The organism is Acidobacterium sp. S8, from assembly GCF_009765985.1.
Lineage (GTDB): Bacteria > Acidobacteriota > Terriglobia > Terriglobales > Acidobacteriaceae > Alloacidobacterium.
Genome location: NZ_LMUM01000037.1, coordinates 826,726 through 849,379, shown reverse-complemented (window position 1 = coordinate 849,379; position 22,654 = coordinate 826,726). Strand labels below are relative to the sequence as shown.

The 22,654-nt window shown below is 56.3% G+C and carries 19 protein-coding genes; 9 read left to right on the top strand and 10 right to left on the bottom strand.

The window, feature by feature from the left end:
* Positions 1–3: 3 nt before the first annotated feature.
* Positions 4–927: a ParB/RepB/Spo0J family partition protein gene (locus tag GSQ86_RS22315; RefSeq protein ID WP_158752342.1), complete on the top strand. Its 924-nt coding sequence runs from the start codon at positions 4–6 to the stop codon at positions 925–927.
* 15 nt (positions 928–942) lie between these two features.
* On the opposite strand, the gene GSQ86_RS22310 is transcribed toward GSQ86_RS22315, so the two are convergent.
* Positions 943–3,444, bottom strand: a complete 2,502-nt coding sequence (locus GSQ86_RS22310) for an alpha-glucuronidase family glycosyl hydrolase (RefSeq protein ID WP_158752341.1) — start codon at positions 3,442–3,444, stop codon at positions 943–945.
* A gap of 79 nt (positions 3,445–3,523) precedes the next feature.
* Positions 3,524–4,390, bottom strand: coding sequence for an AraC family transcriptional regulator (locus GSQ86_RS22305; RefSeq protein WP_158752340.1), 867 nt, complete (start codon positions 4,388–4,390; stop codon positions 3,524–3,526).
* Between the two features lie 45 nt (positions 4,391–4,435).
* Here GSQ86_RS22305 and GSQ86_RS22300 point away from each other — a divergent pair, with 45 nt between their 5' ends.
* Complete coding sequence (locus tag GSQ86_RS22300; protein ID WP_158752339.1) at positions 4,436–4,882, top strand: SRPBCC domain-containing protein; 447 nt, start codon at positions 4,436–4,438, stop codon at positions 4,880–4,882.
* Between the two features lie 125 nt (positions 4,883–5,007).
* On the opposite strand, the gene accD is transcribed toward GSQ86_RS22300, so the two are convergent.
* The 3 genes from accD to GSQ86_RS22285 are packed head-to-tail and all read right to left on the bottom strand — an operon-like array spanning position 5,008 to position 6,883.
* Positions 5,008–5,871, bottom strand: a complete 864-nt coding sequence (gene accD, locus GSQ86_RS22295) for an acetyl-CoA carboxylase, carboxyltransferase subunit beta (RefSeq protein ID WP_158752338.1) — start codon at positions 5,869–5,871, stop codon at positions 5,008–5,010.
* Between the two features lie 11 nt (positions 5,872–5,882).
* A complete protein-coding gene (gene cobO, locus GSQ86_RS22290; protein ID WP_158752337.1) occupies positions 5,883–6,431 on the bottom strand; it encodes a cob(I)yrinic acid a,c-diamide adenosyltransferase in 549 nt (182 codons plus the stop codon).
* A gap of 5 nt (positions 6,432–6,436) precedes the next feature.
* Positions 6,437–6,883, bottom strand: coding sequence for a 23S rRNA (pseudouridine(1915)-N(3))-methyltransferase RlmH (locus GSQ86_RS22285; RefSeq protein ID WP_158752336.1), 447 nt, complete (start codon positions 6,881–6,883; stop codon positions 6,437–6,439).
* A 268-nt stretch (positions 6,884–7,151) separates the two neighbouring features.
* On the opposite strand from GSQ86_RS22285, the gene GSQ86_RS22280 reads away from it, so the two are divergent.
* Positions 7,152–10,550 carry a TonB-dependent receptor gene (locus GSQ86_RS22280; RefSeq protein ID WP_158752335.1) on the top strand — a complete coding sequence of 1,133 codons (3,399 nt, stop codon included), beginning with the start codon at positions 7,152–7,154 and terminating at the stop codon, positions 10,548–10,550.
* A gap of 49 nt (positions 10,551–10,599) precedes the next feature.
* On the opposite strand, the gene rsfS is transcribed toward GSQ86_RS22280, so the two are convergent.
* Together rsfS and nadD are read right to left on the bottom strand one after the other, a co-directional pair.
* Positions 10,600–11,136, bottom strand: a complete 537-nt coding sequence (gene rsfS, locus GSQ86_RS22275; RefSeq protein WP_158752334.1) for a ribosome silencing factor — start codon at positions 11,134–11,136, stop codon at positions 10,600–10,602.
* 79 nt (positions 11,137–11,215) lie between these two features.
* Entirely contained in the window at positions 11,216–11,887 is a 672-nt protein-coding gene (gene nadD, locus GSQ86_RS22270; RefSeq protein ID WP_158752333.1) for a nicotinate (nicotinamide) nucleotide adenylyltransferase, read from the bottom strand.
* 51 nt (positions 11,888–11,938) lie between these two features.
* Here nadD and folK point away from each other — a divergent pair, with 51 nt between their 5' ends.
* Together folK and GSQ86_RS22260 are read left to right on the top strand one after the other, a co-directional pair.
* On the top strand, positions 11,939–12,472 hold the full coding sequence (gene folK / locus GSQ86_RS22265; protein ID WP_254062556.1) for a 2-amino-4-hydroxy-6-hydroxymethyldihydropteridine diphosphokinase: 534 nt from the start codon (positions 11,939–11,941) through the stop codon (positions 12,470–12,472).
* An 11-nt stretch (positions 12,473–12,483) separates the two neighbouring features.
* Positions 12,484–14,724: a TonB-dependent receptor gene (locus GSQ86_RS22260; RefSeq protein ID WP_158752332.1), complete on the top strand. Its 2,241-nt coding sequence runs from the start codon at positions 12,484–12,486 to the stop codon at positions 14,722–14,724.
* Between the two features lie 10 nt (positions 14,725–14,734).
* Here GSQ86_RS22260 and GSQ86_RS22255 read toward each other — a convergent pair whose 3' ends face one another.
* Both GSQ86_RS22255 and GSQ86_RS22250 read right to left on the bottom strand, forming a co-directional pair.
* On the bottom strand, positions 14,735–17,410 hold the full coding sequence (locus GSQ86_RS22255) for an ABC transporter permease (protein ID WP_158752331.1): 2,676 nt from the start codon (positions 17,408–17,410) through the stop codon (positions 14,735–14,737).
* Positions 17,411–17,418: 8 nt separating this feature from the next.
* Positions 17,419–17,748 (bottom strand): PadR family transcriptional regulator, encoded by a 330-nt coding sequence (locus tag GSQ86_RS22250; protein WP_158752330.1) that lies wholly within the window; start codon positions 17,746–17,748, stop codon positions 17,419–17,421.
* A gap of 194 nt (positions 17,749–17,942) precedes the next feature.
* Between GSQ86_RS22250 and GSQ86_RS22245 the strand changes: the two genes are divergently transcribed.
* Positions 17,943–19,442 (top strand): aldehyde dehydrogenase family protein, encoded by a 1,500-nt coding sequence (locus GSQ86_RS22245; RefSeq protein WP_158752329.1) that lies wholly within the window; start codon positions 17,943–17,945, stop codon positions 19,440–19,442.
* Positions 19,443–19,730: 288 nt separating this feature from the next.
* Here the strand turns inward: GSQ86_RS22245 and GSQ86_RS22240 are convergent, their stop codons facing one another.
* The gene (locus tag GSQ86_RS22240; protein ID WP_158752328.1) at positions 19,731–20,636 is read right to left on the bottom strand and encodes a DUF1684 domain-containing protein; all 906 of its coding nucleotides are present in this window, start codon (positions 20,634–20,636) and stop codon (positions 19,731–19,733) included.
* Between the two features lie 215 nt (positions 20,637–20,851).
* Here GSQ86_RS22240 and GSQ86_RS22235 point away from each other — a divergent pair, with 215 nt between their 5' ends.
* From GSQ86_RS22235 to GSQ86_RS22225, 3 genes are read left to right on the top strand one after another with little or no spacing between them, the layout of a single operon-like run.
* Positions 20,852–21,049 (top strand): type II toxin-antitoxin system VapB family antitoxin, encoded by a 198-nt coding sequence (locus GSQ86_RS22235; protein WP_158752327.1) that lies wholly within the window; start codon positions 20,852–20,854, stop codon positions 21,047–21,049.
* Entirely contained in the window at positions 21,046–21,414 is a 369-nt protein-coding gene (locus tag GSQ86_RS22230) for a type II toxin-antitoxin system VapC family toxin (RefSeq protein WP_158752326.1), read from the top strand. The genes GSQ86_RS22235 and GSQ86_RS22230 overlap by 4 nt, the downstream gene beginning before the upstream one ends.
* A gap of 29 nt (positions 21,415–21,443) precedes the next feature.
* A complete protein-coding gene (locus GSQ86_RS22225; RefSeq protein WP_216841256.1) occupies positions 21,444–22,604 on the top strand; it encodes a tRNA guanosine transglycosylase in 1,161 nt (386 codons plus the stop codon).
* Positions 22,605–22,654 lie beyond the last annotated feature (50 nt).

The following is a 22,654-nucleotide window of genomic DNA, read 5'->3' as shown; positions in this document are numbered from 1 at the left end:
GTTATGACGACAGCCACTGAAGCTCCAAAACGTCGGGCCCTGGGTAAAGGTCTGGAATCGCTGCTGCCGCGGGTGCAGGCGACTGCCGCTCCTGTGGCTGAGCCTGCACCAAAACAGGCAGAAAAAGAAGTGACCGGAAGGCCGCATGAGATCCCGGTCGGGGAAATTGACCGCAATCCCTACCAGACACGCAGCCGTGTCGATGAACAACAACTGGCTGAATTGGCCAACTCCATTGCCGCGACTGGAGTCGTGCAGCCGATCATCGTACGGCCGCTGGCGAGTGGCCGCTTCCAGTTGATCGCCGGCGAGCGCCGCTGGCTTGCCTCGCAAAAGGCCGGCAAAGATACGGTTCCGGCGATCATTCGCCAGGTTTCCGACGTCCAGGCGATGGAAATGACCATCGTCGAAAATCTGCAGCGCGCCGACCTGAACCCGATGGAGCAGGCGCGCGCTTTTGACCGCCTGGGGAAGGAATTCAAGCTTACGCAGGAACAGATGGCACAACGCACTGGCAAAGACCGCGCTTCAGTTTCGAATTTTCTGCGCTTGTTGCGGCTGCCCAGGGAAGTGCAGGAGAAGGTCGAAGGCGGAGCATTGAGCTTCGGTCACGCACGCGCCCTTCTGCCGCTCGAAAACCCGGAAACTATTCTTAAGGCAGCGCAAAAAGTGGGCGCACTCTCCATGTCCGTCCGACAGACTGAGAGCTACGTGCAGGGATTGATGAACCCGGAGAAAAAGCTCGGCAGCGAAGATAAGGCGAAGGAAAAGCCGGTCGATCCAAACGTTCGTGAAGCGCAGGATCGGCTGCAGCGCTCCCTTGGTCTTAAAGTCCGCATTGAGGATAAGAAGGGCCGAGGCCGGGTCATCATTGAGTATTCGCGGCTCGAGGACTTCGATACGCTGCTCGAAATGCTTGGTAGCTAACATCCGGCCAGTAATTTATTCCGGATCGATCTCAACGTAGTCCAGGCCTGCCTTATCACCATGATCGGGCAGGCCTTCGATTTGGATCGTATCGCCGGCCTGTAGCGCAACGTCCGACGTCGTATGCCGCGTGCTGGTATGGCCATTCATCTTTGGCGAAGGTAGCGAGTCGTCGGCTGTCCACGCATCCATTTGTTTGCCATTAATGAGCAGGCGAAAGCCTGCTGCGCCGTTGTTGGTGTCGAAGTACTGCGCGGATATCTGATAGCGTCCGGGCTTCCCGCTGAATGCGAAGCTTGCTGAGCACGGCTCTGCTAGCTCACAAATTACGGCTTTGCCACCGGAAGCAGTCTCCCATGGCGTAACATCGACAGGCGCGTAGCCTTTGAGCTGCATCGACTCGGCTTCCACGCGGTTGGGATGATGCCCCGCGCGGCCTTTGTCGTCAGGGATACCGGAAGTCTTGAGAAACCATTCACTGATGGCATCGCGCCATACAATCGCGTGTCCTGCCTGGTAGGTAAGGCGATTCAGCACGTCTTCGTATCGCTCATCATCCATCCGGCCTTTGAGCGTCTGCCATTGTGGTATGAGATTCGCCGCAGCCTCCGCGCCCTCGTAGTGCGAATCGTAGATATGCTGAATGACGGTTTTGCCTGAGTGCAGCCGGTAGGTATAGGGAACGTGATGCATGAAGAGCAGCAGGGCATCCGGGCAGGTTGCCAGCGATTCGTACATGGCGGCAACCGGTTCGTGATATTGGCCGATGTAGCCGGTTCCGGTGGCTACAGTGCGATCCATGCCGATACCATCGTGATCCGCGCGATGCCACTGGCCCCAGCCGTTGCGCTCTGATGATTCGATGCCGGGACCGTAGTGCACGCCGATAATGTCGGTCATGGTGCCTGCGCCAAGCGGCCCGGTGTAGCTCTCATAAATGTGCCACGACGCCAACTGCATCGCGGTGATAGTTTTCACAACTTCGGGATCATTGCCGAAGGTCAGGCGCGTCCATTCTTCGGCGATGATTTTCGGTGTGAGATCAGGATTCCAAGCGAGGCGGGCGAAGCCGTAGAGATTCGCCATGGCCAGCGGATGCGCGAGCCAGTTCGCATCGAGCCCGACATTGGCCACACCGACCATGCCTCCGAGCGGACGATGAAAGCTCTTGCCTGCGATGAGTTCTTTGACGGGCGTACCTTCTGGTTTCGCGTGCAGGTCGGAGCCTTCAGCGTACATGTGAAAGTCGAGAACCTCCTTCCACATGGGAACGAGGAAGCAAAGATGCCGTTGCTGTCCGGTGTATTCCTGCGTGACCTGCACCTCCATCGCTTCGTTCGTACGTCCGAGACCACCGATCAGCGGGGATACCGGCTCGCGCGCCTGGAAGTCGATAGGTCCATGCTTAATCTGCAGCACCACATTGTCTTCAAACTCGCCATCGAGCGGATGGAAGATATCGTAGGCGGCGCGAGCGCGGTCGGCCTTTGGATCACGCCAATCGAGATGATGGTTGTATACGAAAGCGCGATAGAGAACGACTCCTCCATGCGGCTTCAGTGCGCGAGCAAGCGTGTTGGCGGCATCGGCAGGAGTGCGACCATAGTTCGAGGGACCAAGCTGGCCTTCAGAATCCGCTTTGACGGTGAATCCGGCGAAGTCAGGAATGAGCCGATAGACTTCATCCGTCTTGCTCTTCCACCAGGCTTCGACGCGCGGATCGAGTGGATCAAATGTGTCGAGATGTCCAATGGTCTGCGGGCTGGCGATGTTTACCGAAAGCGCCATGCGCACGCCCCATGGACGGAAAGCATCGGCAATGCGGGCAAGCTCTTCAAGCGATGCTGTGCTCAGCGTATCGGCAGCGGCGTTGACGTTGTTCACATTGCAGCCGTTGATGCCGACTGAGGCGAGAAGACGTGCGTATTCACTCACGCGCGTGAGATCGCTGCGGACATGGCCGTTGTCGAAAAAAATCGAACGCCCAGCATAGCCGCGCTCAATGCTGCCGTCCGGGTTGTCCCACTGATCGACCCAGCGAATAGGAGCCGCAGGCGTTTCTTTGTCATCGAGATTGGCGAGACTTTGTTGCTGCGCGATGCGACGCAGGAGAGCGAAAGCGCCGTAAAGAATGCCGCGCTCATTGGCTCCGGCAATGACGATATACGTGTGGCCGCGATGGTGCAGCGTTTTCAGATAGAAAGCGTCATCCGCGATTTCCGTCGCCGGAAGATCTGGAAAGCGTCGGTGTACTTCTGTAACTGTACCAATTACAAATGCGCTGGCGTCGATCTCTTTTTGCGTCCGGACGCGCAGCTCACGTCTCAGCATGCCGGAGACGCCTTGCAAAAGCTCCCTGGCTGCGCTCTTCGCGAGAACGCTGTCGTTGAGAGAGATGACAGTTCCGGGCAAAGCTGCGTACAGCCGGGAATCTTGAACAGGGGCGTAGTGAAGCCACGCGGCTTCACCGGTTTCGGCATGCGCGCCATACGTGCATACAAAAACAAGCAGGATCAAACAGAAAAGATATCGCAGCCGCAAGCCATGCACTCCGATGAAGTAAAACGATTTTCCAGAAGCATACTCGCTAATGTCCTCAGTTGTCTCTCTGGACGCTTTGTATGCCGGTATATTCGGTGGGCGCGTAGCCGGTGATCGACTTGAAATCGCGAATAAGGTGCGCCTGATCAAAGTATCCGAGTTCTACGGCAAGCTGCGCCCAGTCGATCTGCATGCCCGAATGGATTTGCTCCAGCAACTCATGCAATCGATAGCGGCGTATCACCCATTTGGGGCTGACTCCGACGTATTGGCTGAAGAGCCGCTGCAGGGAACGGAGGCTCATGTCGCAGCGCGCAGAGAGATCATCGACCGTAAGCAGATCGCGCTCGCGAAGAATGCGTTCCACCATCTGCCGGGCGAGGGTGGCCTTGTCATCCGGAGCTGGCAGGCGTTGCAGCAGAAAAGCATTCGCTTCGGCGGTCATCGAGTCTTCGTCTTCGGTGGAGAAGATGAATTTTTCCAGAACGGTTGCGGCTGCACCGAAGACTTCGCTGACCGGAATAGAGATCTTCGCAAGCGAAGCTACAGGACGCTGGAAGAATGGGAAGAATCCGCCGGGTGTGAACTTGATGCCGAAGGCGTGAGCGTGGCCCTCAAGCATGCGCGAAAACTTGCTGGTGGAAACACCCCAGACCTTCGATTCCGGCTTCTCGAAAACGATGTGCACATTCGGATGAGGCAGCGTTTCTACCAGTCGAGGCGGGAGGCCACGTAGGTCCCAATAAACCATCCAGTAATGATCGACCCAGGGTGCAAGTTCGGCTGGTGCGCTGCGACGCGCGTGGCGAAAGGTTCCCGCCGCAGCGGGCGGATGCCGAAGTACGCCGCGCGGCTGACCGAGTGCCGGATCGAATGACTCTTCCACTTTCGCAGCAGATTCTTGTCGCGTTTTTACAATCATCGATAAGCCACTTTGCGTACAGTGGTGGACGAGGCTAAAAACCGCATGACCGAACGTTTTATTGAAAAAACTATCGACATTGATGCACCCGCAGAGGCTCTCTGGAAGATTCTCACGGACAACGAATTCATTCCGCAATATATGTTCGGCTGCAAGGCGGAGACCGACTGGAAACCGGAGTCACCGTTGCTCTGGCGCGGCGCCGCGGACGGCAAAGTCTACGTAAAGGGCAAAATTGTCACCTTTAACGCGCCTTATCTGCTCGAATACACCGTAATTGACCCCAATAATCCCGCTCTTTCGGATGTTCCGGAGAACTACCTGACGATGACGTTTCAGGTGAAAGATCGCGGAACCGATGCATCCACGCTGGAGGTGCGCCAAGGGGATTTCACTGCGGTCGCGAATGGAGAGCAGCGCTACAAAGACACGGTCGGCGGTGATGATTATCTGCTGGTAGCCATGAAGAAAATCGCCGAGGCTCAGGTTTAAAGGCGAGTCGAAGGCAAATTCTGGATAAATAGCTATCCTTCAGACGGGCAGTAATACAGCTAAATTCATTAACGAGAGGAATTTAGCTGAAATCCATGTGGCCCCCAATCGCTATGACTGGCTACTCAACCGGCGACCTTATCCTGTGAAGGCTGCTTCATAAAATCCAAGGCGCGGCTCAGGTAACTCTTCATCTCTTTGCGGTTCACGACGGCATCGAGAAAGCCGTGTTCCAGTAGAAATTCTGAGCGCTGGAAACCCTCGGGCAGTTTCTGGCGGATCGTCTGCTCGATGACTCGAGGGCCGGCGAAGCCGATAAGCGCATTTGGCTCGGCGATGTTCAGGTCGCCCAGCATGGCGAAGCTTGCGGTTACGCCGCCGGTGGTCGGATCGGTGAGGATGGAGATAAATGGAATTTTTTCATCGTCGAGACGCCCGAGAGCGGCGGAAATTTTTGCCAGCTGCATGAGACTTACAATGCCCTCCATCATGCGCGCTCCGCCTGAGGCGGCGACGATAATCAACGGCTTGCGAGATTCATAGGCGCGGTCAACGGCGCGTGCGATGGTCTCTCCCACTACGGCGCCCATGCTTCCGCCGATGAAGGCGTATTCCATGACCGAGAGCACGATTTCATGGTCACCGAGTTTTCCGACGGCGTTCAGAATGGCATCGTTCAGTCCGGTGTCTTTCTGGGCCTTCTTGAGACGGGATTTATAAGACTTGAGATCGCTAAATTTGAGCGGATCGGTGGATTTCAGCTCGGTATCGACGATTTCATAGCCCGGCTCCAGCAGCAGATCGATACGCGTCCGCGCGCTGATACGGAAGTGATGACCACACTTAGGGCAGACGTGGAGATTCGCTTCGAGATCGGCCTTGAAGATCACCTGATCGCAGCTGTCGCACTTGATCCAGAGACCTTCAGTGCGGACCGTCTTCTCTCCCTCGTTCTCGATTTTGTATTCCTGCCGCTTAAACCAGGACATGCCTTTCCTTTCTAATACTCAATGCCGCGCTGCGCCAGAATTCCCTTCTGGTAGGCGTGCTTTACTTCGCGCATCTCGGTCACAGTGTCGGCAATTTCAACCAGCGAAGGGTGCGCGTTGCGTCCAGTAAGGATGACATGCACCATCTCCGGGCGCTCATGGAGTGCTGCTACCACCTTTGCCGGGTCAAGCATGCCATAACTGATTGCGTAGTTGATTTCATCGAGCACCACCATATCCCATTCGCCGGAGAGGATAGCCTGACGCGCCTCTTCCCATGCCTCTTCGACCATGCGGATATCTTCGGGATCGGTCTCAGCGCCGCCGATCTTCACGAAGCCTTTGCCCATCTGTTTCATGACAAAGTTGCCGTTGAAAGCCTCAACTGCGTCCAATTCGCCATAATGCCACGAACCCTTGAGGAACTGCAGCATCAGCACCTTCATGCCATTGCCGACGGCACGCAGGGCGGTGCCCATGGCGGCCGTGGTTTTACCCTTTCCGGGGCCGGTGTTGATAAGGATCAATCCTCGACGCGATTCGGGGCGTGATTCGGTCATAAACCTCAGTGGCCCGTGTGATACGGATGCCCAGATAGGATTGTAAATGCCCGATAGACCTGCTCGCTGAGCACGACACGCGCGAGTTCATGCGGCAGCGTCATCGGCCCGAGCGAGAGCAGCAGGTTGGCGCGTTTTCTGGAGTTTTCCGACCAGCCATCCGCCGGTCCGATAGCGAAAATAATGATCTGTTGGCCCTGATCCCGCTGCTTGCCCAGCCACTGTGCAAATTGCTCCGAGGTGAATTGCTTTCCCCGACTGTCGAGCAGGACGAGGATGGGTTGGGTCCGTCCGCGCTGACGATCCAATGCCTCAAAGAGCGCGTTCTCCGTGCGATACACATCCTGCCGCACCGGAGCATAGCCGCCAATGCGTTCAAGATAAAGCCTTAGAGCAGGATCGTGTGTTTCGCTGCGAGTACGGGTGGCAATCGAGAGGAGGGAAATATCCATAGATGACAGATTGCAGTCACCCACTATACAGGAAGCCGGATTTTCGTATGGTTTTTCATACAAACGCCACGGCAAAATAGATCGTGTGAGCGTTGAAATGAACAAAAACTTTGAAAAATTCGTAAACTTTAGACGAATGAATTCCGCAATTAGTTTACTAATTTGTCATTACTATTCGGATTGATGTCTATTTGGTTAACGAATTGCACTCGTCGGGTTCATGTTTAAAGTTTCGTGGCAGTCCAGATTGCTCTGCAGTTTCTTGGTTTTGCTCGGTGCTTTGATTTTCTCGGCCGGCGCCTACGCACAAACAGGTTCCATCATCGGGACGGTCCTTGATCCGAGCGGCGCTACCGTGCCGAAAGCGAACGTCACCGCTACCTCGAATTCCACCGGTATCGTGCAGACCACAGTGACCAGCTCGGCTGGCGTTTTCACGTTTGCAGCTCTTTCTCCAGCACATTACTCTGTGGTGGTGAGCGCGCCTGGCTTTCAGGATACGACTCTTGATGACGTGGTTGTTACCGTCGCTCAGACCGTGCCTCTCCGCGTGAGCCTTGCCGTGGGTGGAGCAAGCACGACAGTGAATGTGGGAGCCGAGAGCTTAACGCCGGTCGAAACTGACAGCTTCCAGCTTTCCACCATTATTGATTCGAAGAAGATCAATGATCTGCCGCTGATTCTTCGCGACCCGTACCAGCTTGTGCTTTTATCGCCCGGGGCGGTTACCGCTTCGAATAATATGGGCGGGTTTTCAGTCAATGGCCAGCGTGACCGCAACAATAACTTCATGCTCGACGGCGCGGACAACAACGACACTTCGGTTCCGGGGGGCCAGGGAGGCGTATCATCCGCCAATCCGGATTCGGCACAGGAATTCCGTATCATTTCCAATAATTTTGACGCTGAGTTCGGCCGCAACACGGGGGCGATCATCGATGTGGTCACACGCGGGGGAAGCAATCAGTTCCACGGAGATGTTTACGAGTTTGGCAGGTACAACGCGCTCGGCGCACGTGACTTCTTCAACACCAAGGACAATGGTCCGCAGGATCCTTATGTGCGTAACGATTTCGGCGCATCGGTCGGCGGTCCAATTTGGAAAGATCACACCTTCTTCTTTCTGAACGGTGAGGCGCAGCGCTTCCGTACAACGCTCACCAATAACCAGATCGTGCCAACCGCTGCTTATAAGAGCGGCGTTTACACCTATATCGATCCCACCGATGGCAGCCAGACCCCGGTGAACCTGACCACGCCGGGTAACCCCAACAATTTTTCACAACTTGGCCAGGACCCGCTCATCTCGCACGTTCTGAGCGTCCTTCCGCTCGGACAGGTAGACAACGGCGACGGCATCAGCTCGACCTACTTTTACCCTTCGCCGGATAGCCTGAACAGCTACACTTTCATAGGCCGTTTCGATCACGCGCTTACCAGCCGCCACCAGTTGACCGTCCGCTATCAATACGGTCACTCGAACGAATCCAATCCCTTCCATGACGAAGTCATTCCGGGCTACGGCGCGGTCGCCGTCATTGCCACTACGCATAACGGAGTCATTTCGCTAGCATCGACCCTCTCGCCCAGCAGCACCAATCTTTTCCGCGCTGGCTACAACCAGAACAACGCCGGCTTTTTCTGCGGGCATGCCGGCTTCGATGCAGTGACGGGGACAGATTCCTTTGGCAATGGCCGCGATCTTTTCCTTCCTTACTTCCTCTCCAGCACGGGCAATTCATTTGGCTGCGCGGAACTGGGCGACAGCAATGGGCAGGCGCGTCTCAGCTCTACGCTCATGTTCGCCGATACCTACTCCATCGTTAAGGGCGCACACAGCCTCAAATTCGGTGGCGAATACCGCAGCATCAAGGATTCTGACTACGACAATTTCAGCTCACGCGACCAACTCTCTTTCAATGTCTTCAGTGACTTTGATGCTCCGGCATACGCCTGGAACGGGGATCCCAATTCTCCCAGCCTGAACGGCTTTGAAGATTCAGTATGGGGTGCGCAGGGAGCCATTGCCAACGAGACCCAGAACCAATTCTTTACCCGCGAGGGGGTGCGCAGTCCCAATGACCTGACACGCTTCCGTCAACACGAGTGGGCCGTCTTCGGGCAGGATACCTGGAAGGTTACGCCGAACTTCACAGCTATTCTTGGGATGCGCTATGAGTTCAACGGCGTTCCCTATGAAAACGATGGCAACTTCTCAAACTTCTACGGGGATGCTTCGGCGCCGTTGCCTGCCTCCGGATACTTCACCTTTACGTCGGTGGGGCCCGGCACCGGCCGCATGCTTTATGCCAACAATTGGGGAATGGTCGAGCCGCGCATCGGCTTCGCTTACGATCCAGTCGGCAACGGTAAGACTGTTATCCGCGGCGGGTACGGCATCTTTCACGACCGCATCTTCGACAACCTCTTTGGAAATGCCAAGTCGAATCCACCCTTCCAAGTCGACTATAACGCCTTTCCCTTCACCTCCACGCCGCCTGCAACTCCAGTTGCGTCGACGCAGCCTTACCCCGGCACCCTCACCCCATCGGTCAACATCACAAACGGAGACTTCAACGAACCGGTCGTAATTGACCCACACCTGAAGATGCCCGGCAACCAGGCATGGAACCTTGGTGTGCAGCACCAGTTCGGCGATGGGCTTGGCCTGGAGGTCAATTACGTCGCGAGCCACAGCACCCACGTGCTGCGAGAGGTTGATGGCGCGCCGCCCCAACCTGCTCTCGTTGCCAGCGTGATCTCAGCCTGCGAAGCCAACGGCAACAGCGCAAATGATTGCGAGAACGCAGCCCAGCGTACGGCTCTTTACGAGGGAAGCGCCATCACCGATCCTGCGGTCAACAATACGGCGTTCTTTCACGAGTTCTACCAGACGGCTATATCTAGCGCTAACTACAATGCATTGCAATCCAAGGTGACCTATCAGTCCGGCGGTCTGTCCCTGTTAGGCAGCTATACTTACGCGCATTCGCTCGACAATGGAAGCGATCCGCTGGCTCCCGGAGCGGGGAACAGCGGATTCCCACGCAATTCCTTTGATCTGCTGCCGGAATACGGAAATTCAGACTTCGATGTGCGTCATCGCGGAACTGCTGCAATCACCTATGCCCTTCCGATTGGCCAGGGCGCGAAGTACCTCTCTAACGGCATCCTCGGAAGCATCTTTGAAGGCATCCAGCTTTCCGGAATCCAGCAGGTGCAAACCGGGTTGCCCTTCGACCTCCGCGGCACCGTCGATAACCTCCACACCAGCGTGAACAACCGCCCTGAGCTGATCGGCAGCCCCTATCCATCGCAGCGCGGAACCATTACTGCTAATGGCAAAATCACCGGCCCATCCATGGCTGCATTTTCGAACGCTCCGTTTGATGAAAATGTCTCCATTCACCGGAACAAATTCATCGGGCCGGGCTTCGTGAATACGGATGTGGTCTTCCAAAAAACCCAAACCATCTTCGAGCAGGTGAAGCTAGTCTTCCGGGCAGAGAGCTACAACGTGCTCAATCACCCCAATCTGTCTTCGCCTACTGCATCCTCTCTGACGCTCGGTTCGCCGACCTTCGGTATTTCGCAGAGCCAGATTCAACAGAATGATGCTACGACTGGTGCTCGCCAGATTCAGGGCGCATTGAAGGTGGTCTTCTAACAGACGCTAAGAGGACAAATAAGATGAGGCGCCCGTGCGGCGCCTCATCTTATTTTTTGGGAGTAGTTTTTTTCGACGGCGCTTTTGCCGGGGATTTTTTCGCGGCAGCTTTTTTAGCTTTCGCGGGGACTGACTTCGCTGCTTTCTTCGGCGTCGCCTTCGCTGCAGATTTCTTCGCCACGCTCTTCTTACGGCTGGCGACGACCTTTTCAGTCAGCGCGGCCTTGAGTGCCTCCAGATCGACGGCCTGCGCAGACTTCCAGAGTCGCTCCAAATCGTAGAAAGCGCGCTTCTCATCGAGGAAGATGTGGACTACGAAGTCAACGTAGTCGATCAGGATCCATTCACCCTGTTTTCGGCCTTCAACCGAGTTTGGATAAGTACCGAACTCGCGCTTCAGGCGAAGCTCAATCTCATCACCAATAGCGACTGCCTGGCGGTCATTTGCGGCGCTGGTGATAAGGAAAAAGTCGGTGAAGCCTGAATCAGCGGGATCCAGTTCCAGGACGCGGGTGTTTTCGCCCTTTTTGTCTTCGCAGGCTGCTGCGGCAGCCAGCACCATTTTGCGGGTTTCGGTGGATGCCATTCTTTTTGGGATGCTCTCTTTCGGTGCAACGCTTCATCGTAGCGTGGACGGCACTCTGAGCGCCAGAGGCATCGAGTTTCTATCCACGATAAAGATGGTGCTGCTGAATATACTCCGCTACCGATGGCGGCAGCTCCTGCGCCGGTGTACCTGGCTTCGCGAGTGCCTCTCGCAGCTCGGTAGCGGAGATATCTTCATGCAGATCCGGCAGAAAATAAAGGGTGGCATGCTTTCCCGCGTCGTTTGTGAGCTTCACGGTATCGAGGCCGGGAGTGTGCATCGGGTCGCCGACAATGCGCGCTGATGGCGACAGAGATTGTTCTGCATCGGCCAGATCGAAGCCGGGGCGCCCGGCAACAATAAATTCGCAAGCGAACAAAAGCTCAAATGCGCGGTACCAGTGGCGCAGGGATAGAAACGAATCGGCTCCGATAAGACAGAAGATCCGGTCTTCGACGTTCAACGTGTCCTTCAACCGAAGAATGGTATCGATAGTGTAGTTTGGCTGACCATCTGCGCGCGGCGCGTCGATATCGGAAGCGGCATAACGTGGATCGCCAGCAACGGCCAGTTTTACCATCGCCATACGGTCGGCGAAGGCGGCGATAGAGGAATCCTGCTTCAGCGGCTGGCTGCCGACGGGCGCGAAGAGAACGCGATCGAGAGACAGGCGATCAGCCGCCGCACGGGCGATCGTCAGGTGTCCGAGATGAGGCGGATCAAAGGTTCCGCCGAAGAAAGCAATTCGCATATCAAAAATGCTCTTCCGATGATCGTAAACTGTTCCTGCGCAGACCTCACGATGACATTGACTGACATGCACATGGCTTATATTGGCCTGGGATCGAACCTTCCCTCTTTAGCGGGCTCGCCCGCGGAGACGATTGAGGCCGCATTCCACGCTCTCAGCAAGGTTGGCGAAGTCGTCGCGCGCTCCTCGCTCTACGAAACAGTCCCGGTTGGATTGGTCGATCAGCCTTCGTTCGCAAATGCCGTGGCTGCGCTTCGCACGGCTGCTGCGCCGGAGTTAATTCTGGAACAGCTTCTTGTGATTGAACGCAGCTTTGGACGCGACCGCAATCGCAGTACTCCGAAAGGGCCGCGCACACTCGATCTCGACCTGCTGCTGGTAGATGACCTGATTGTGAACACTTCTTCGCTTACGCTGCCGCATCCCGCTCTCACGGAGAGGAGATTTGTTCTTGCGCCTCTGACTGAAATCGCGCCAGAGCACGTGCATCCGATCCTTCGCCGAACCATGAAGGAATTGCTCGGCTCCCTCCCTGATATCGGTGCGAACAGCATCAACGCGGTTCATATTTTGACGCGTCCGTAGAATGAATGAAGATGAAGAGACAAGTAACCAGCTTTGGCTTGCTGATGGTCGCATCCTTGTTGTATGGCTTCATTCTTTTGCCTGTCTGCCGGGCCCAGCAGTTGCAACCATTCTCCGGCATTGTGCTCAATGACGATGGTAGCCCCATTGCGCATGCTGAGATTGATGGCACGGATGGCTCTGTACTCGCCGTAAGTGGGGACGATGGAAGGTTCCACTTTTCGAATTCATCTCAGGCTGCTATTACGGTGCGGGCGAACGCTCCGGGATATGGAACCATTACGGTTACACTTTTGCCTCTCGCTGACGCACACATCACTTTACTGCAGCACCATGAAGAAGTGGTCGTCACGGCGTATCGCTCCCCGTTGGACACACTAGACAGCCCGGTCAGCACTCGCGTGATGGGAACGCGACAGCTACAGGAGGCGGCTACACCAGCGCTCGACGGCCGTCTTCGGCAGGTGCCGGGAGTAGAACTTTTTCGCCGTTCAAGCTCGCTCGTGGCGAACCCTACGTCGCAGGGCATATCGCTGCGCGGACTGGGTTCGACTGCGGCGAGCCGCACGCTGGTTGTCTCCGACGATGTGCCGCTGAATGATCCTTACGGTGGTTGGATCCATTGGGAAGAGATGCCGGCGCTCGCGGTGCAATCGGTGGAAGTGGTGCGCGGCGGAGCCTCCGATCTCTATGGGTCGAGTGCCATTGGTGGCGTCATTGACGTGATGCCGGTGAAGCCGGAACGAGATGTTTTTGCACTGACAACCGGCTATGGCGGTGAAAGCACAACCGAGAATGGCGTGCTGGCTTCTCTGAAGCGCGGTCCCTGGGGCGGCTTGTTTGCGGGCGGCATCGTCGGCACAGACGGATACATCCTTACAGCTCCCGATCTGCGCGGCCCCATTGACCAGGCGAACAACGTGCATTCGCAGAATGGGCTAATCGATCTGGAGCGTACAATTCGTAACAGTAACCGTATCTTTTTGCGCGGGAGTGGATTCAACGAGGCTCGCGACAACGGCACGCCACTGCAAAAGAACGCGACACGACTTTGGCGATACTCGGCGGGCACGGACTGGTCACAACTTACGTTTCGCTTCTACGGCAGCACGGAGCATTACCGCCAGACATTTTCGTCGATCAACTCCACTCGCACTGCGGAAACTCTGACTCGTTACGCAGAAGACCCTGCAGATGAGCTTGGAGCAGCAGCGCACTGGCGACAGCCAATCGGCGCAAAAACAGTCGTGCTTGCCGGCGCGGATACGCACGATGTCCGCGCGTCGGATGATGAAGTGCTCTTCGCTGGCGCCGGCGGCATCCAGAACACAGCAGCCCGTCAGAGGCAGACGGGTATTTACGGCGAAGCGCTTTCAACTCCCGGCAAGTGGACACTGAGCGCCTCGGGGCGTGTCGATCATTTTTCAAATTTCGATGCAGCGCAGTGGACACAGAATACTGTCAAGACATATCCATCGTTCAGTGAGACGGTCTTCGATCCGCGTCTCGGACTTTCGCGGCGCATCACCAGCAACTTCGCGCTGCATGCCTCCGGATTTCGCGCTTATCGCGCACCTACTCAGAACGAGCTTTACCGCACGGGTCAGGTAGGCCAGCAGGTCACGCTGCCCAATGCGAACCTGCGCTCAGAACGCGCTACGGGATGGGAAACGGGTTTCCAGGCAAACCTGCCGCAATGGCAATCGATGTTGCGCGTGAGTTATTTCTGGACACGGGTGAATCGCCCGATCACGGCGCTTACGCTGAGCAGCACGCCGACATCCACGCTGCTGCAGCGCGAAAATCTCGGGCAGATTGAAAGCCGCGGCGTCTCAGTCGATTACGAGTCGCATCCGGTACGCTGGGCCACGCTAACCGGCGGCTATCAATTTGCGAACGCGACAGTTACCAGTTACACACAGCAGCCTCAGCTTGTCGGCAATTGGATTCCACAGGTCGCGCGCAACATGGCGACTACCCAGGTGCGTGTCAGCGATCGTCGGATCGGAGTATTAAGTCTCCAGGCACGTATCAGTGGACGCCAATTTGACGATGACGCGAACAATTATCTGCTCCACAGCTATTTCCGCCTCGACGCATACGGCTCGCGTGAGTTTGGACGGCATGTTGAGCTGTTTGCGGCTGGGGAGAATCTTTTCGACCGGTCGATTGAAGTGGGAAAAACCCCACTGACGACCCTCGGTACACCACGTCTCGCGCGTTTTGGCCTCCGGCTGCGGTTCGGTGAATAAACGACACTTACTACTCGTGGCGCAATGCGTTTATCGGATCGATGGATGCCGCTCTGTATCCCGGGATGAGGCATGCGATGAACGTTGCAGCGAACAGCAATGCTGGAACCATGAGAAATGTAAGCGGGTCGATAGCAGGCACGTCATAGAGAAAGCCGGATAACAGCCGCATGCACGCCAAAGCTGCGGCGAGGCCGACCAACAAACCAATTCCGAGCAGGCGGAGCCCCTCCTGCAAAACCAGGCGCATTGCTCCCACGCGAGAGGAACCGAGCGCCATCCGGATGCCGATCTCTCCTGTTCTCTGCCTGACTGAGTACGCAAGCAGGCCATACACACCGACAATAGCGAGCACCATAGCGATCCCTGAGAATACGGCCAACAAGGTTGTCTGGAAGCGGCGTCTGGCTGCGGCCGCTGTTTCCAAGGCACCCATGGCATGAACGTTTGCAATGGCCAGATTCGGATCGAGACTTCGCACGACTGAACGAACTTCAGAGACAACGACATCCTGCGGCAAGAATGAGCGCACTGCAATGAAGGCGCTCATGCCCATGAGATTGTCTCCAAAGTCTCTCTGCCAGAATGGCGTGTACATTTGCGGCGGTACGGCGGCCTCAAGACTTCTGCTCCGAACATCCCCCACGACACCAATGATCGTCGTCCACGGGTCTTGAGACGACATGCGAAGCTTATGCCCGACTGCATTGCTGCCAACGAGATATTTCTTCGCAAAGGCCTCGTTGACCAGCGCTACCGGTGAGTGTCCGGGCCCATCGTCATCATTAAAACCTCTGCCCTCGAGCAAAGGGATCTGCATCGCGGAAAGATAATCCGGTGTGACCCTCCACGTCTCCACGAGCTGATTTTTCTGGTTTGCATAACCGAGAACGTCAAAGAAGGTCAGGCTCTCTGAGTTGCTTAGCGGCAGATAGTCCACTACGCCCGCAGCTTGAACTCCGTGAACCAGTTTTACCTTGTCAAGAAGCTGCTCGAAAAAATCCCACCTCTTCTGCGCACTTTCATACTGCGGGTTCAGCTGCACATTCACGGTGACGGTAGAGGCGGCGAAGCCAGTTTGAAGGGAAAGAATTTTGACATAGCTCCGAAGCAGCAGACCGGCTCCTGTAAGCAGGACAACTACGAGTGCAACCTGTGCAATCGCCAGGCCGTTTCTCACTCTCCTGCGATCTCCCATGATGCCGCGCATACCGCCGCTCTTTAGAAATTCCGCGAGATTGATACGCGTTGCAGCAAGAGAGGGCAGAATGCCGAAGAGAACGCTGGTCAGCACAGTCACAAAAATAACGAAGACCATGACACGGATATCCAGCGTTGCGTCGAGCATGCGCGGAATATCTCCGGGATCAAGTTTTAGAAGTACATGAAGAAAACAGTAGGCCAACCCGATACCCACAAAACCGGCTGCCACGCTCAGCATCAGAGATTCCGTCAACATTTGACGTAACAGCCGGCCGCGCCGCGCGCCTAACGTTGCTCGCACGCCCAGTTCGTGAGTTCTGGTGGCAGCCCTTGCCAGCAAAAGGTTGGCAGCATTGCCGCATGCGATCAGCAGCACAACTCCGACGGCTCCCATCAGCAACCACATCAACGGCCTCACCGGGCCCACGGCGCTATCTCGAAACGGTTTGATATATGCGCCCCACCCACGCATCTCCGGAGTATGAAGCAGATTCAGTCGAGCCATGATCGTGCTCATCTCGGTCTGCGCTTCTCGCAACGTCACGTCCGGCTTCAAGCGTGCAATGGCATAACCGTTGGAGGCTTCTCGATCCGCCCGCTGCTGAGGTGTTAAAGCGGAAGGCATCCAGAGCTGCGTCGTGTCGATGCGGCCATTGCCATAAGCGAGATCGCTTTTGTGCGGATAGCCAAAATCTCGCGGCATGACGCCAACGATCTGATAGGAAGTTCCATCGAGCCGCAGCGTAGATCCCAAAATGTCGCTTCTTCCGCCAAGCATGTTCTGCCAGAGTGTATGACTGATGACAACGACACGATTGTTCCCCGGCTGCTCGTCACTTGTGCTGATAACGCGGCCAAGCTCAGGAGTGGATTGCAGAGTCGCAAAGAAATCGGCGTCGACTGTCGCGGCGCTCACTCTTTCCAGCCGATCACCCGCAGCGAGGTTGTAGGTTCCTTGTCCAAACAACGTCATCTCGGAGAAAGAATGACTCTGCTTCTTCAAATCCGAATAATCCGCATAGCTGGGTCCGAAAACCTCAGCAGGGAGACCAAGCTGAGGATTCGGTGTGAAGAGGTAGACCAGTTTGCCCGCATCGCCATAAGGCAGCGACCGGATGAGCACGGCATTCACAACGCTGAAGATCGCCGTACATGCACCGATTCCCAGAGCGAGAGTGAGGATGGTGACAAGAGTGAAAGAGCGATGCTTGATGAGCGTCCTCAGACCGTAGCGAACGTCCTGCACAAGGTCGTCGAGCAAAGCTACGCCACGGGCTTCATAGCTGGCTTCTGTGGCTCCCGCTACGCTGCCGAATTCGGCTCTTGCTGCCGCCTTCGCCTCCTCGGGCGACATGCCGCGGGAGATGTTTGCTTCTACCTGATGCTCGAGATGAAACTGCAACTCTTCGCTCAAATCCACATTGCTCGAATCTTTTTTCAGCAAGGAACGCAGACGGCGAAGCAGGCTTTGAACAATGCGCATCGAAAACCTCACACAGCTTTCAAAACACCCTGGACCGCCGATGAGAGTCGATCCCATGATTGCTCTTCTGCTTCGAGGCGTTTCCGCCCGGCTTTAGTCAACGAGTAGTATTTGGCGCGACGGTTGTTCTCCGATTCGCCCCATTCAGCCTGAATCCATGCCTGATGCTCAAGGCGGTGTAGCGCAGGATAGAGCGCGCTCTGGTTCACGCGCAGAACATCGTTCGAGAGCTGATGAATACGCTGCGCAATGGCCCAGCCGTGCATTGGCTCAAGGCTCAGAGTTTTGAGAATCAACAGGTCCAGCGTGCCCTGGAGCAGGTCGTTTGATTTCGTCATGCTCTCCCCTCAATGATTGACAAGAGCATAGAATGATTGCTTCTCTTACGCAAGAGTGCTGCTGTTCAATACCTTGAAAACCCTCTGTTGCCGTGTCTTTTACAGCGCCTCTGCGCGGGGTGTATTGTGTTGGCTGCGCAGATTCGGCCCTTCTACGTCTTTTGAAATGTGGCCGTCCGCAAAGGAGTTTCGCTATGGCAACGATTGCCCTTGATCCCCGCCTCGACCGCAAAACATCAGATTTCATCTCTCAGTCGCATCGCATGCTCGTCGATGGCAAGTTCGTACAGGCCGCTTCCGGCAAAACCCTCCCCGTCTACAACCCGGCCACGGGCGAGGTTATGGCGCACGTGCCTGAGGCTGAAGCGGAAGATGTTGACCGCGCCGTAAAAGCCGCTCGCCGCGCCTTCGATGAAGGCCCGTGGTCTAAGATGAGCCCATCGCAGCGTGGCCGGCTCCTGCTGAAACTGGCCGACCTGATGGAGCAGCATCTGGAGGAGTTTGCCGAGATCGAATCGATGGACAACGGCAAGCCTCTCGCCGTGGCGCGCGTCGCCGATGTTCCTCTGGCGATCGATCTCTTCCGCTACATGGCCGGGTGGTCAACCAAGATCATGGGCCACACGTTTCCCATTTCCTTTCCTGGCGATTACCTGAGCTACACGCTGCGCGAGCCGATTGGCGTCGTCGGGCAGATTATTCCGTGGAATTTCCCTCTGTTGATGGCTGCGTGGAAGCTCGGTCCCGCGCTCGCTGCCGGATGTACGGTCGTGTTGAAGCTGGCCGAGCAGACACCGCTCAGCGGATTGAAGCTGGCCGAGTTGATCCACGAAGCGGGTTTTCCTGATGGCGTTGTCAATGTGCTGACGGGATACGGTGAGGGTGCGGGCGCACCGCTGGCTGCGCATGACCTGGTCGACAAGATCGCCTTCACTGGATCGACAGAGGTGGGCAGGCTGATTGTGCATGCCGCTGCCGGAAATTTGAAGAAGGTCACTCTGGAGCTGGGTGGCAAGTCACCGGCGATTATCTTCCCGGATGCTGATCTTGATCGCGCTATTGCTGGGACAGCTTCGGCCATCTTCTTTAATCACGGACAGTGCTGCTGCGCCGGTTCGCGGCTTCTCGCGCACGAGAGCATCTTCGACAAGGTCGTTGAAGGCGTCTCCGATATCGCATCAAAGATCCGCGTCGGCAACGGGCTCGATCCTCAGACTGAAATGGGGCCTCTGGTCTCAGAAGAGCAGTTCCAGAAGGTCAACGGCTATATCGACTCCGGCCTGAGTGAAGGCGCCAAGGCGACAGCCGGCGGCAAAAAAGCTGCGGGCAAGGGCTACTTTGTGCAGCCGACGGTGCTGACAAAGACGAATCCGGATATGAAGGTCATCCGCGAAGAAATATTCGGCCCAGTCGTCTGCGCCATTCCTTATAACGATTCCGATCTCGATCGCATCGCCAAGGAAGCAAATGACACGCCGTACGGTCTTGCCGCGAGCATCTGGACCCGCGATATTTCGACGGCAAACAAAATGGCCAAGCGTATTCGCTCCGGCACGGTGTGGATCAACTGCCACAACGTCTTCGACGCGGCGCTGCCTTTCGGTGGCTATAAGCAATCCGGCTGGGGCCGCGAGATGGGCTCCGAAGTGCTGAACAATTACACCGAAGTGAAGGCTGTCACGACGGCACTGTGAGCGTGCCTGCGGCTGGTCCTTGTCAGACGAACATACCTACCAGTAAAAAGGAGCGGATAAAATCCCGCTCCTTTTTACTGCAAATCTTACGAAACCATTCCTTCAGCAGCCGTCATTCTGAGGGCGACATCCGCGCGATGAGTCCAGAAAATACTCCGTTTCAAGCAATATTTCAGGCAGAAAGCCTGAAAGACATTTTGCCTGCAAGCACTATCTGGATTCTTCACTTCGTTCAGAATGACAACCTTTGCGCGCTTCGTGCCGTGGGGGTTGCTTTTTAGTAAATACTCAATGTGAATATCGCTGCTCACCTACCGGCAACGCAACCGTCAGCTTATTCTGCGGGGGAGGCAACGGGCACGTCGCATACGGGGTATAGGCGCACGGGGGATTCTGCAGGCGATTGAAGTCGAGCACGATGTGGCCCGGCTTATCGAGTCCGTTGTCGGGGAAGTCCGCGTAGAGGAAGCGTGCCGCTCCATATGTCATGGTTCTGCTGGTTGTGTCACGCAGGATAAAGAAGAGCTGCTTGTCTCCCGGCTCTTCGATAACTGGCTCTAACTGGATGGTCTTGCCATCGATGGTGAACTCCGCGAGTCCGGGCGCGGGCAGCTTAATTGTCGTGCCGATGATCGTTGGGATAGGCACGTCGTGCGGCGGCGTAAATGGAATCCACTTTGCCTCAATGCGGTAATGCGGATTGGGGGCGTACCAGTGCAGACCTTGAAAGTGGATGCGGGTGGGCGCCTGCGTGTCTTTGATGCGCATGGCGTAGCGATCGCCGCGATGGATGATGAGCAGTGTCAGCGTTCCGGCCTGCAGCACTGTTGGCTTTTCGCCGTCTGTATCGATCTTGAGCGCATGCGCGGGAGCGCCGTTGACTTTCAGGCTCGATGCGGGCGCGGAGAGGTAGACGTCATTACCTTTCAGTTCAAGAACACCCAGATGATCGGCTACCGCGGCGTTGAGACGAATACGGTTGTCGGCTGCGGAGCCGAAGGTATTTGCGCCGGGCTGCAGCCATTCCAGGCCGACGAGCGTGAGCCAGCCATCAGGCGCGGAAAGATGCTGCGCTCGCTGTTCTCGCCATTGCAGAAGGCCGTCTTTCCAATGTGTATCCACAGTTGCGGCTGCGGCGAGCAGTGTGACGAGAGACACGACGGACGAAAAAACGATGGAACGATGGATTTTCATCTCTGATTCCTCAGTAGGAAGGGAAAAAACAGACTAGAAAAACGGGAAAGAACGCAGAACTAGCGACAACAGAGACAGCGTGAGCCAAAGGATGGGAGAAACAAGATCACTTGCATGCAGCCTAGCCTGTTCACATTTGGCGGTCAATGGATCTGCATTCATGAGACATAAATATATGACATCAAATGATGCTAATATTGATGCCGGAGGTAGAGATGAGAACAACACTTGCGTTGGACGACGAGCTGGTGCATCTTGCCCAGGAATATACGGGTGTGGCGGAAAAAACCGCGCTGGTTCGTGAAGCGCTCAAGGCGCTCATTGAGCGGGAAAGCGCCCGCAGGCTAGCAGAGCTAGGCGGCACGGCTCCGACGATGAAGCCTGTTCCGCGGCGCAGACCACCCCAGGGATGATTCTCGCCGATACTTCGATCTGGGTGGACCATTTTCGGTCCGGTGATGATGAGCTTCGCACACATCTCATGCAGAACGACATCGCCATCCATCCCTTTGTGATCGGAGAACTGGCGCTTGGCTCTCTGCCTGATCGGGTCCGGACTCTGGGCTACCTGCAGAGACTACCCTGTCTGAAAGTCGCCCAGATGGAAGAGATCATGCATATGGTGGAGGCGCGAGCCTTATACCGTAGAGTTATCGGCTTAACTGACGCGCATCTGATCGGGTCCATCTTTATCCATCCACCTGCGAAGTTATGGACGCGGGACAAGCGCCTGCGGATAGTAGCAGAGGAGCTTGGGATTCATGCCAACCTTCTATAGTCCGAGCAGGCGATCAAGAAAGTGATTCTGTGTCTTTAGATTTTCAACTACATTCCACCAGCGGCAATGCACGCCGCGCCACCATGACCTTGCCGCATACGGCGGTGGAGACGCCGGTCTTCATGCCGGTCGGGACGGTGGCTTCCGTAAAGGCTGTGCCACAGCATCTGCTCGAAGAGCTGGGTGCGCAGATTATTCTTGGCAACACGTATCACCTGTATCTGCGCCCAGGGCATGAGCTGATCCGCCGCATGGGCGGGCTGCACCGCTTTATGAGCTGGCATCGTGCCATCCTGACTGACTCGGGCGGCTTTCAGGTCTTCAGTCTCAATGAGCTGCGCAAAGTCACCGAAGACGGCGTCGAGTTCCGCTCGCATCTCGATGGGGGAAAGCATTTCTTTTCTCCAGAGCACTCGATGGATGTACAGATCGCGCTCGGCTCCGATATTGCGATGGCTTTCGACGAGTGCACGGAGTACCCCGCAGATTACGCGCGCGCACGCAAGTCGCTCGATCTGACGCTGCGCTGGGCTGAACGCAGTAAGACACACTTCGACGCGCATAAGCATGAGCGGCCTTGGAATCAGGTTCCGTCCCACCCTTCGCCTGCGGCTCAGGATGGGGCACCCGCGTCGAACATGCCGCCCGAGGCTATGCCCAGTTTATTCGGCATTGTGCAGGGCGGCATGTATAAAGACCTGCGCCGCGAGGCAGCGGAGCGGCTGGTCGAGATGGACTTCCCCGGTTACGCGATTGGCGGCCTGAGCGTCGGCGAGCCGCGTGAGCTGACGCGGGAGGTCATCGCTGAAACATTGCCATATCTGCCCAAGGACAAGCCGCGCTACGTGATGGGTGTCGGCTATCCCGATGAAATTGTGGAATACGCGAAGATGGGCGTCGACATGATGGATTGCGTGCTGCCGACGCGCGCCGCGCGTCATGGCCTTATCTTTACCTCTGAGGGACGACTCAATATCAAGAACCGGCGATTTGCCGAAGATCACGGACCGCTTGATCCGGAGTGCGGCTGCATGGTCTGCCAGCGTTATAGCCGGGCTTATCTGCGGCACCTGATGGCATCGCAGGAGCCACTGGCAGCGGTGCTGAACACCCTGCATAATCTGGCGTTTTATCTGAACACGATGCAGCGGCTGCGGGACCGGCTGGATACCCCCCTACCCCCTGAGTAAATCCTTCTTTTTGTTATTTTTCAATAAGATAGCAGGGGATTATTCCCCGC

Coding starts and splice junctions, on each gene's coding strand:
- GSQ86_RS22230 (WP_158752326.1), top strand. CDS start 21,046: ATGATTCTCGCCGATACTTCGATCTGGGTGGACCATTTTCGGTCCGGT.
- GSQ86_RS22240 (WP_158752328.1), bottom strand. CDS start 20,636: ATGAAAATCCATCGTTCCATCGTTTTTTCGTCCGTCGTGTCTCTCGTC.
- GSQ86_RS22245 (WP_158752329.1), top strand. CDS start 17,943: ATGGCAACGATTGCCCTTGATCCCCGCCTCGACCGCAAAACATCAGAT.
- GSQ86_RS22250 (WP_158752330.1), bottom strand. CDS start 17,748: ATGACGAAATCAAACGACCTGCTCCAGGGCACGCTGGACCTGTTGATT.
- accD (WP_158752338.1), bottom strand. CDS start 5,871: ATGTCCTGGTTTAAGCGGCAGGAATACAAAATCGAGAACGAGGGAGAG.
- GSQ86_RS22300 (WP_158752339.1), top strand. CDS start 4,436: ATGACCGAACGTTTTATTGAAAAAACTATCGACATTGATGCACCCGCA.
- GSQ86_RS22255 (WP_158752331.1), bottom strand. CDS start 17,410: ATGCGCATTGTTCAAAGCCTGCTTCGCCGTCTGCGTTCCTTGCTGAAA.
- GSQ86_RS22305 (WP_158752340.1), bottom strand. CDS start 4,390: ATGATTGTAAAAACGCGACAAGAATCTGCTGCGAAAGTGGAAGAGTCA.
- GSQ86_RS22235 (WP_158752327.1), top strand. CDS start 20,852: ATGAGAACAACACTTGCGTTGGACGACGAGCTGGTGCATCTTGCCCAG.
- GSQ86_RS22260 (WP_158752332.1), top strand. CDS start 12,484: ATGAAGAGACAAGTAACCAGCTTTGGCTTGCTGATGGTCGCATCCTTG.
- GSQ86_RS22285 (WP_158752336.1), bottom strand. CDS start 6,883: ATGGATATTTCCCTCCTCTCGATTGCCACCCGTACTCGCAGCGAAACA.
- cobO (WP_158752337.1), bottom strand. CDS start 6,431: ATGACCGAATCACGCCCCGAATCGCGTCGAGGATTGATCCTTATCAAC.
- rsfS (WP_158752334.1), bottom strand. CDS start 11,136: ATGGCATCCACCGAAACCCGCAAAATGGTGCTGGCTGCCGCAGCAGCC.
- nadD (WP_158752333.1), bottom strand. CDS start 11,887: ATGCGAATTGCTTTCTTCGGCGGAACCTTTGATCCGCCTCATCTCGGA.
- GSQ86_RS22315 (WP_158752342.1), top strand. CDS start 4: ATGACGACAGCCACTGAAGCTCCAAAACGTCGGGCCCTGGGTAAAGGT.
- folK (WP_254062556.1), top strand. CDS start 11,939: ATGACATTGACTGACATGCACATGGCTTATATTGGCCTGGGATCGAAC.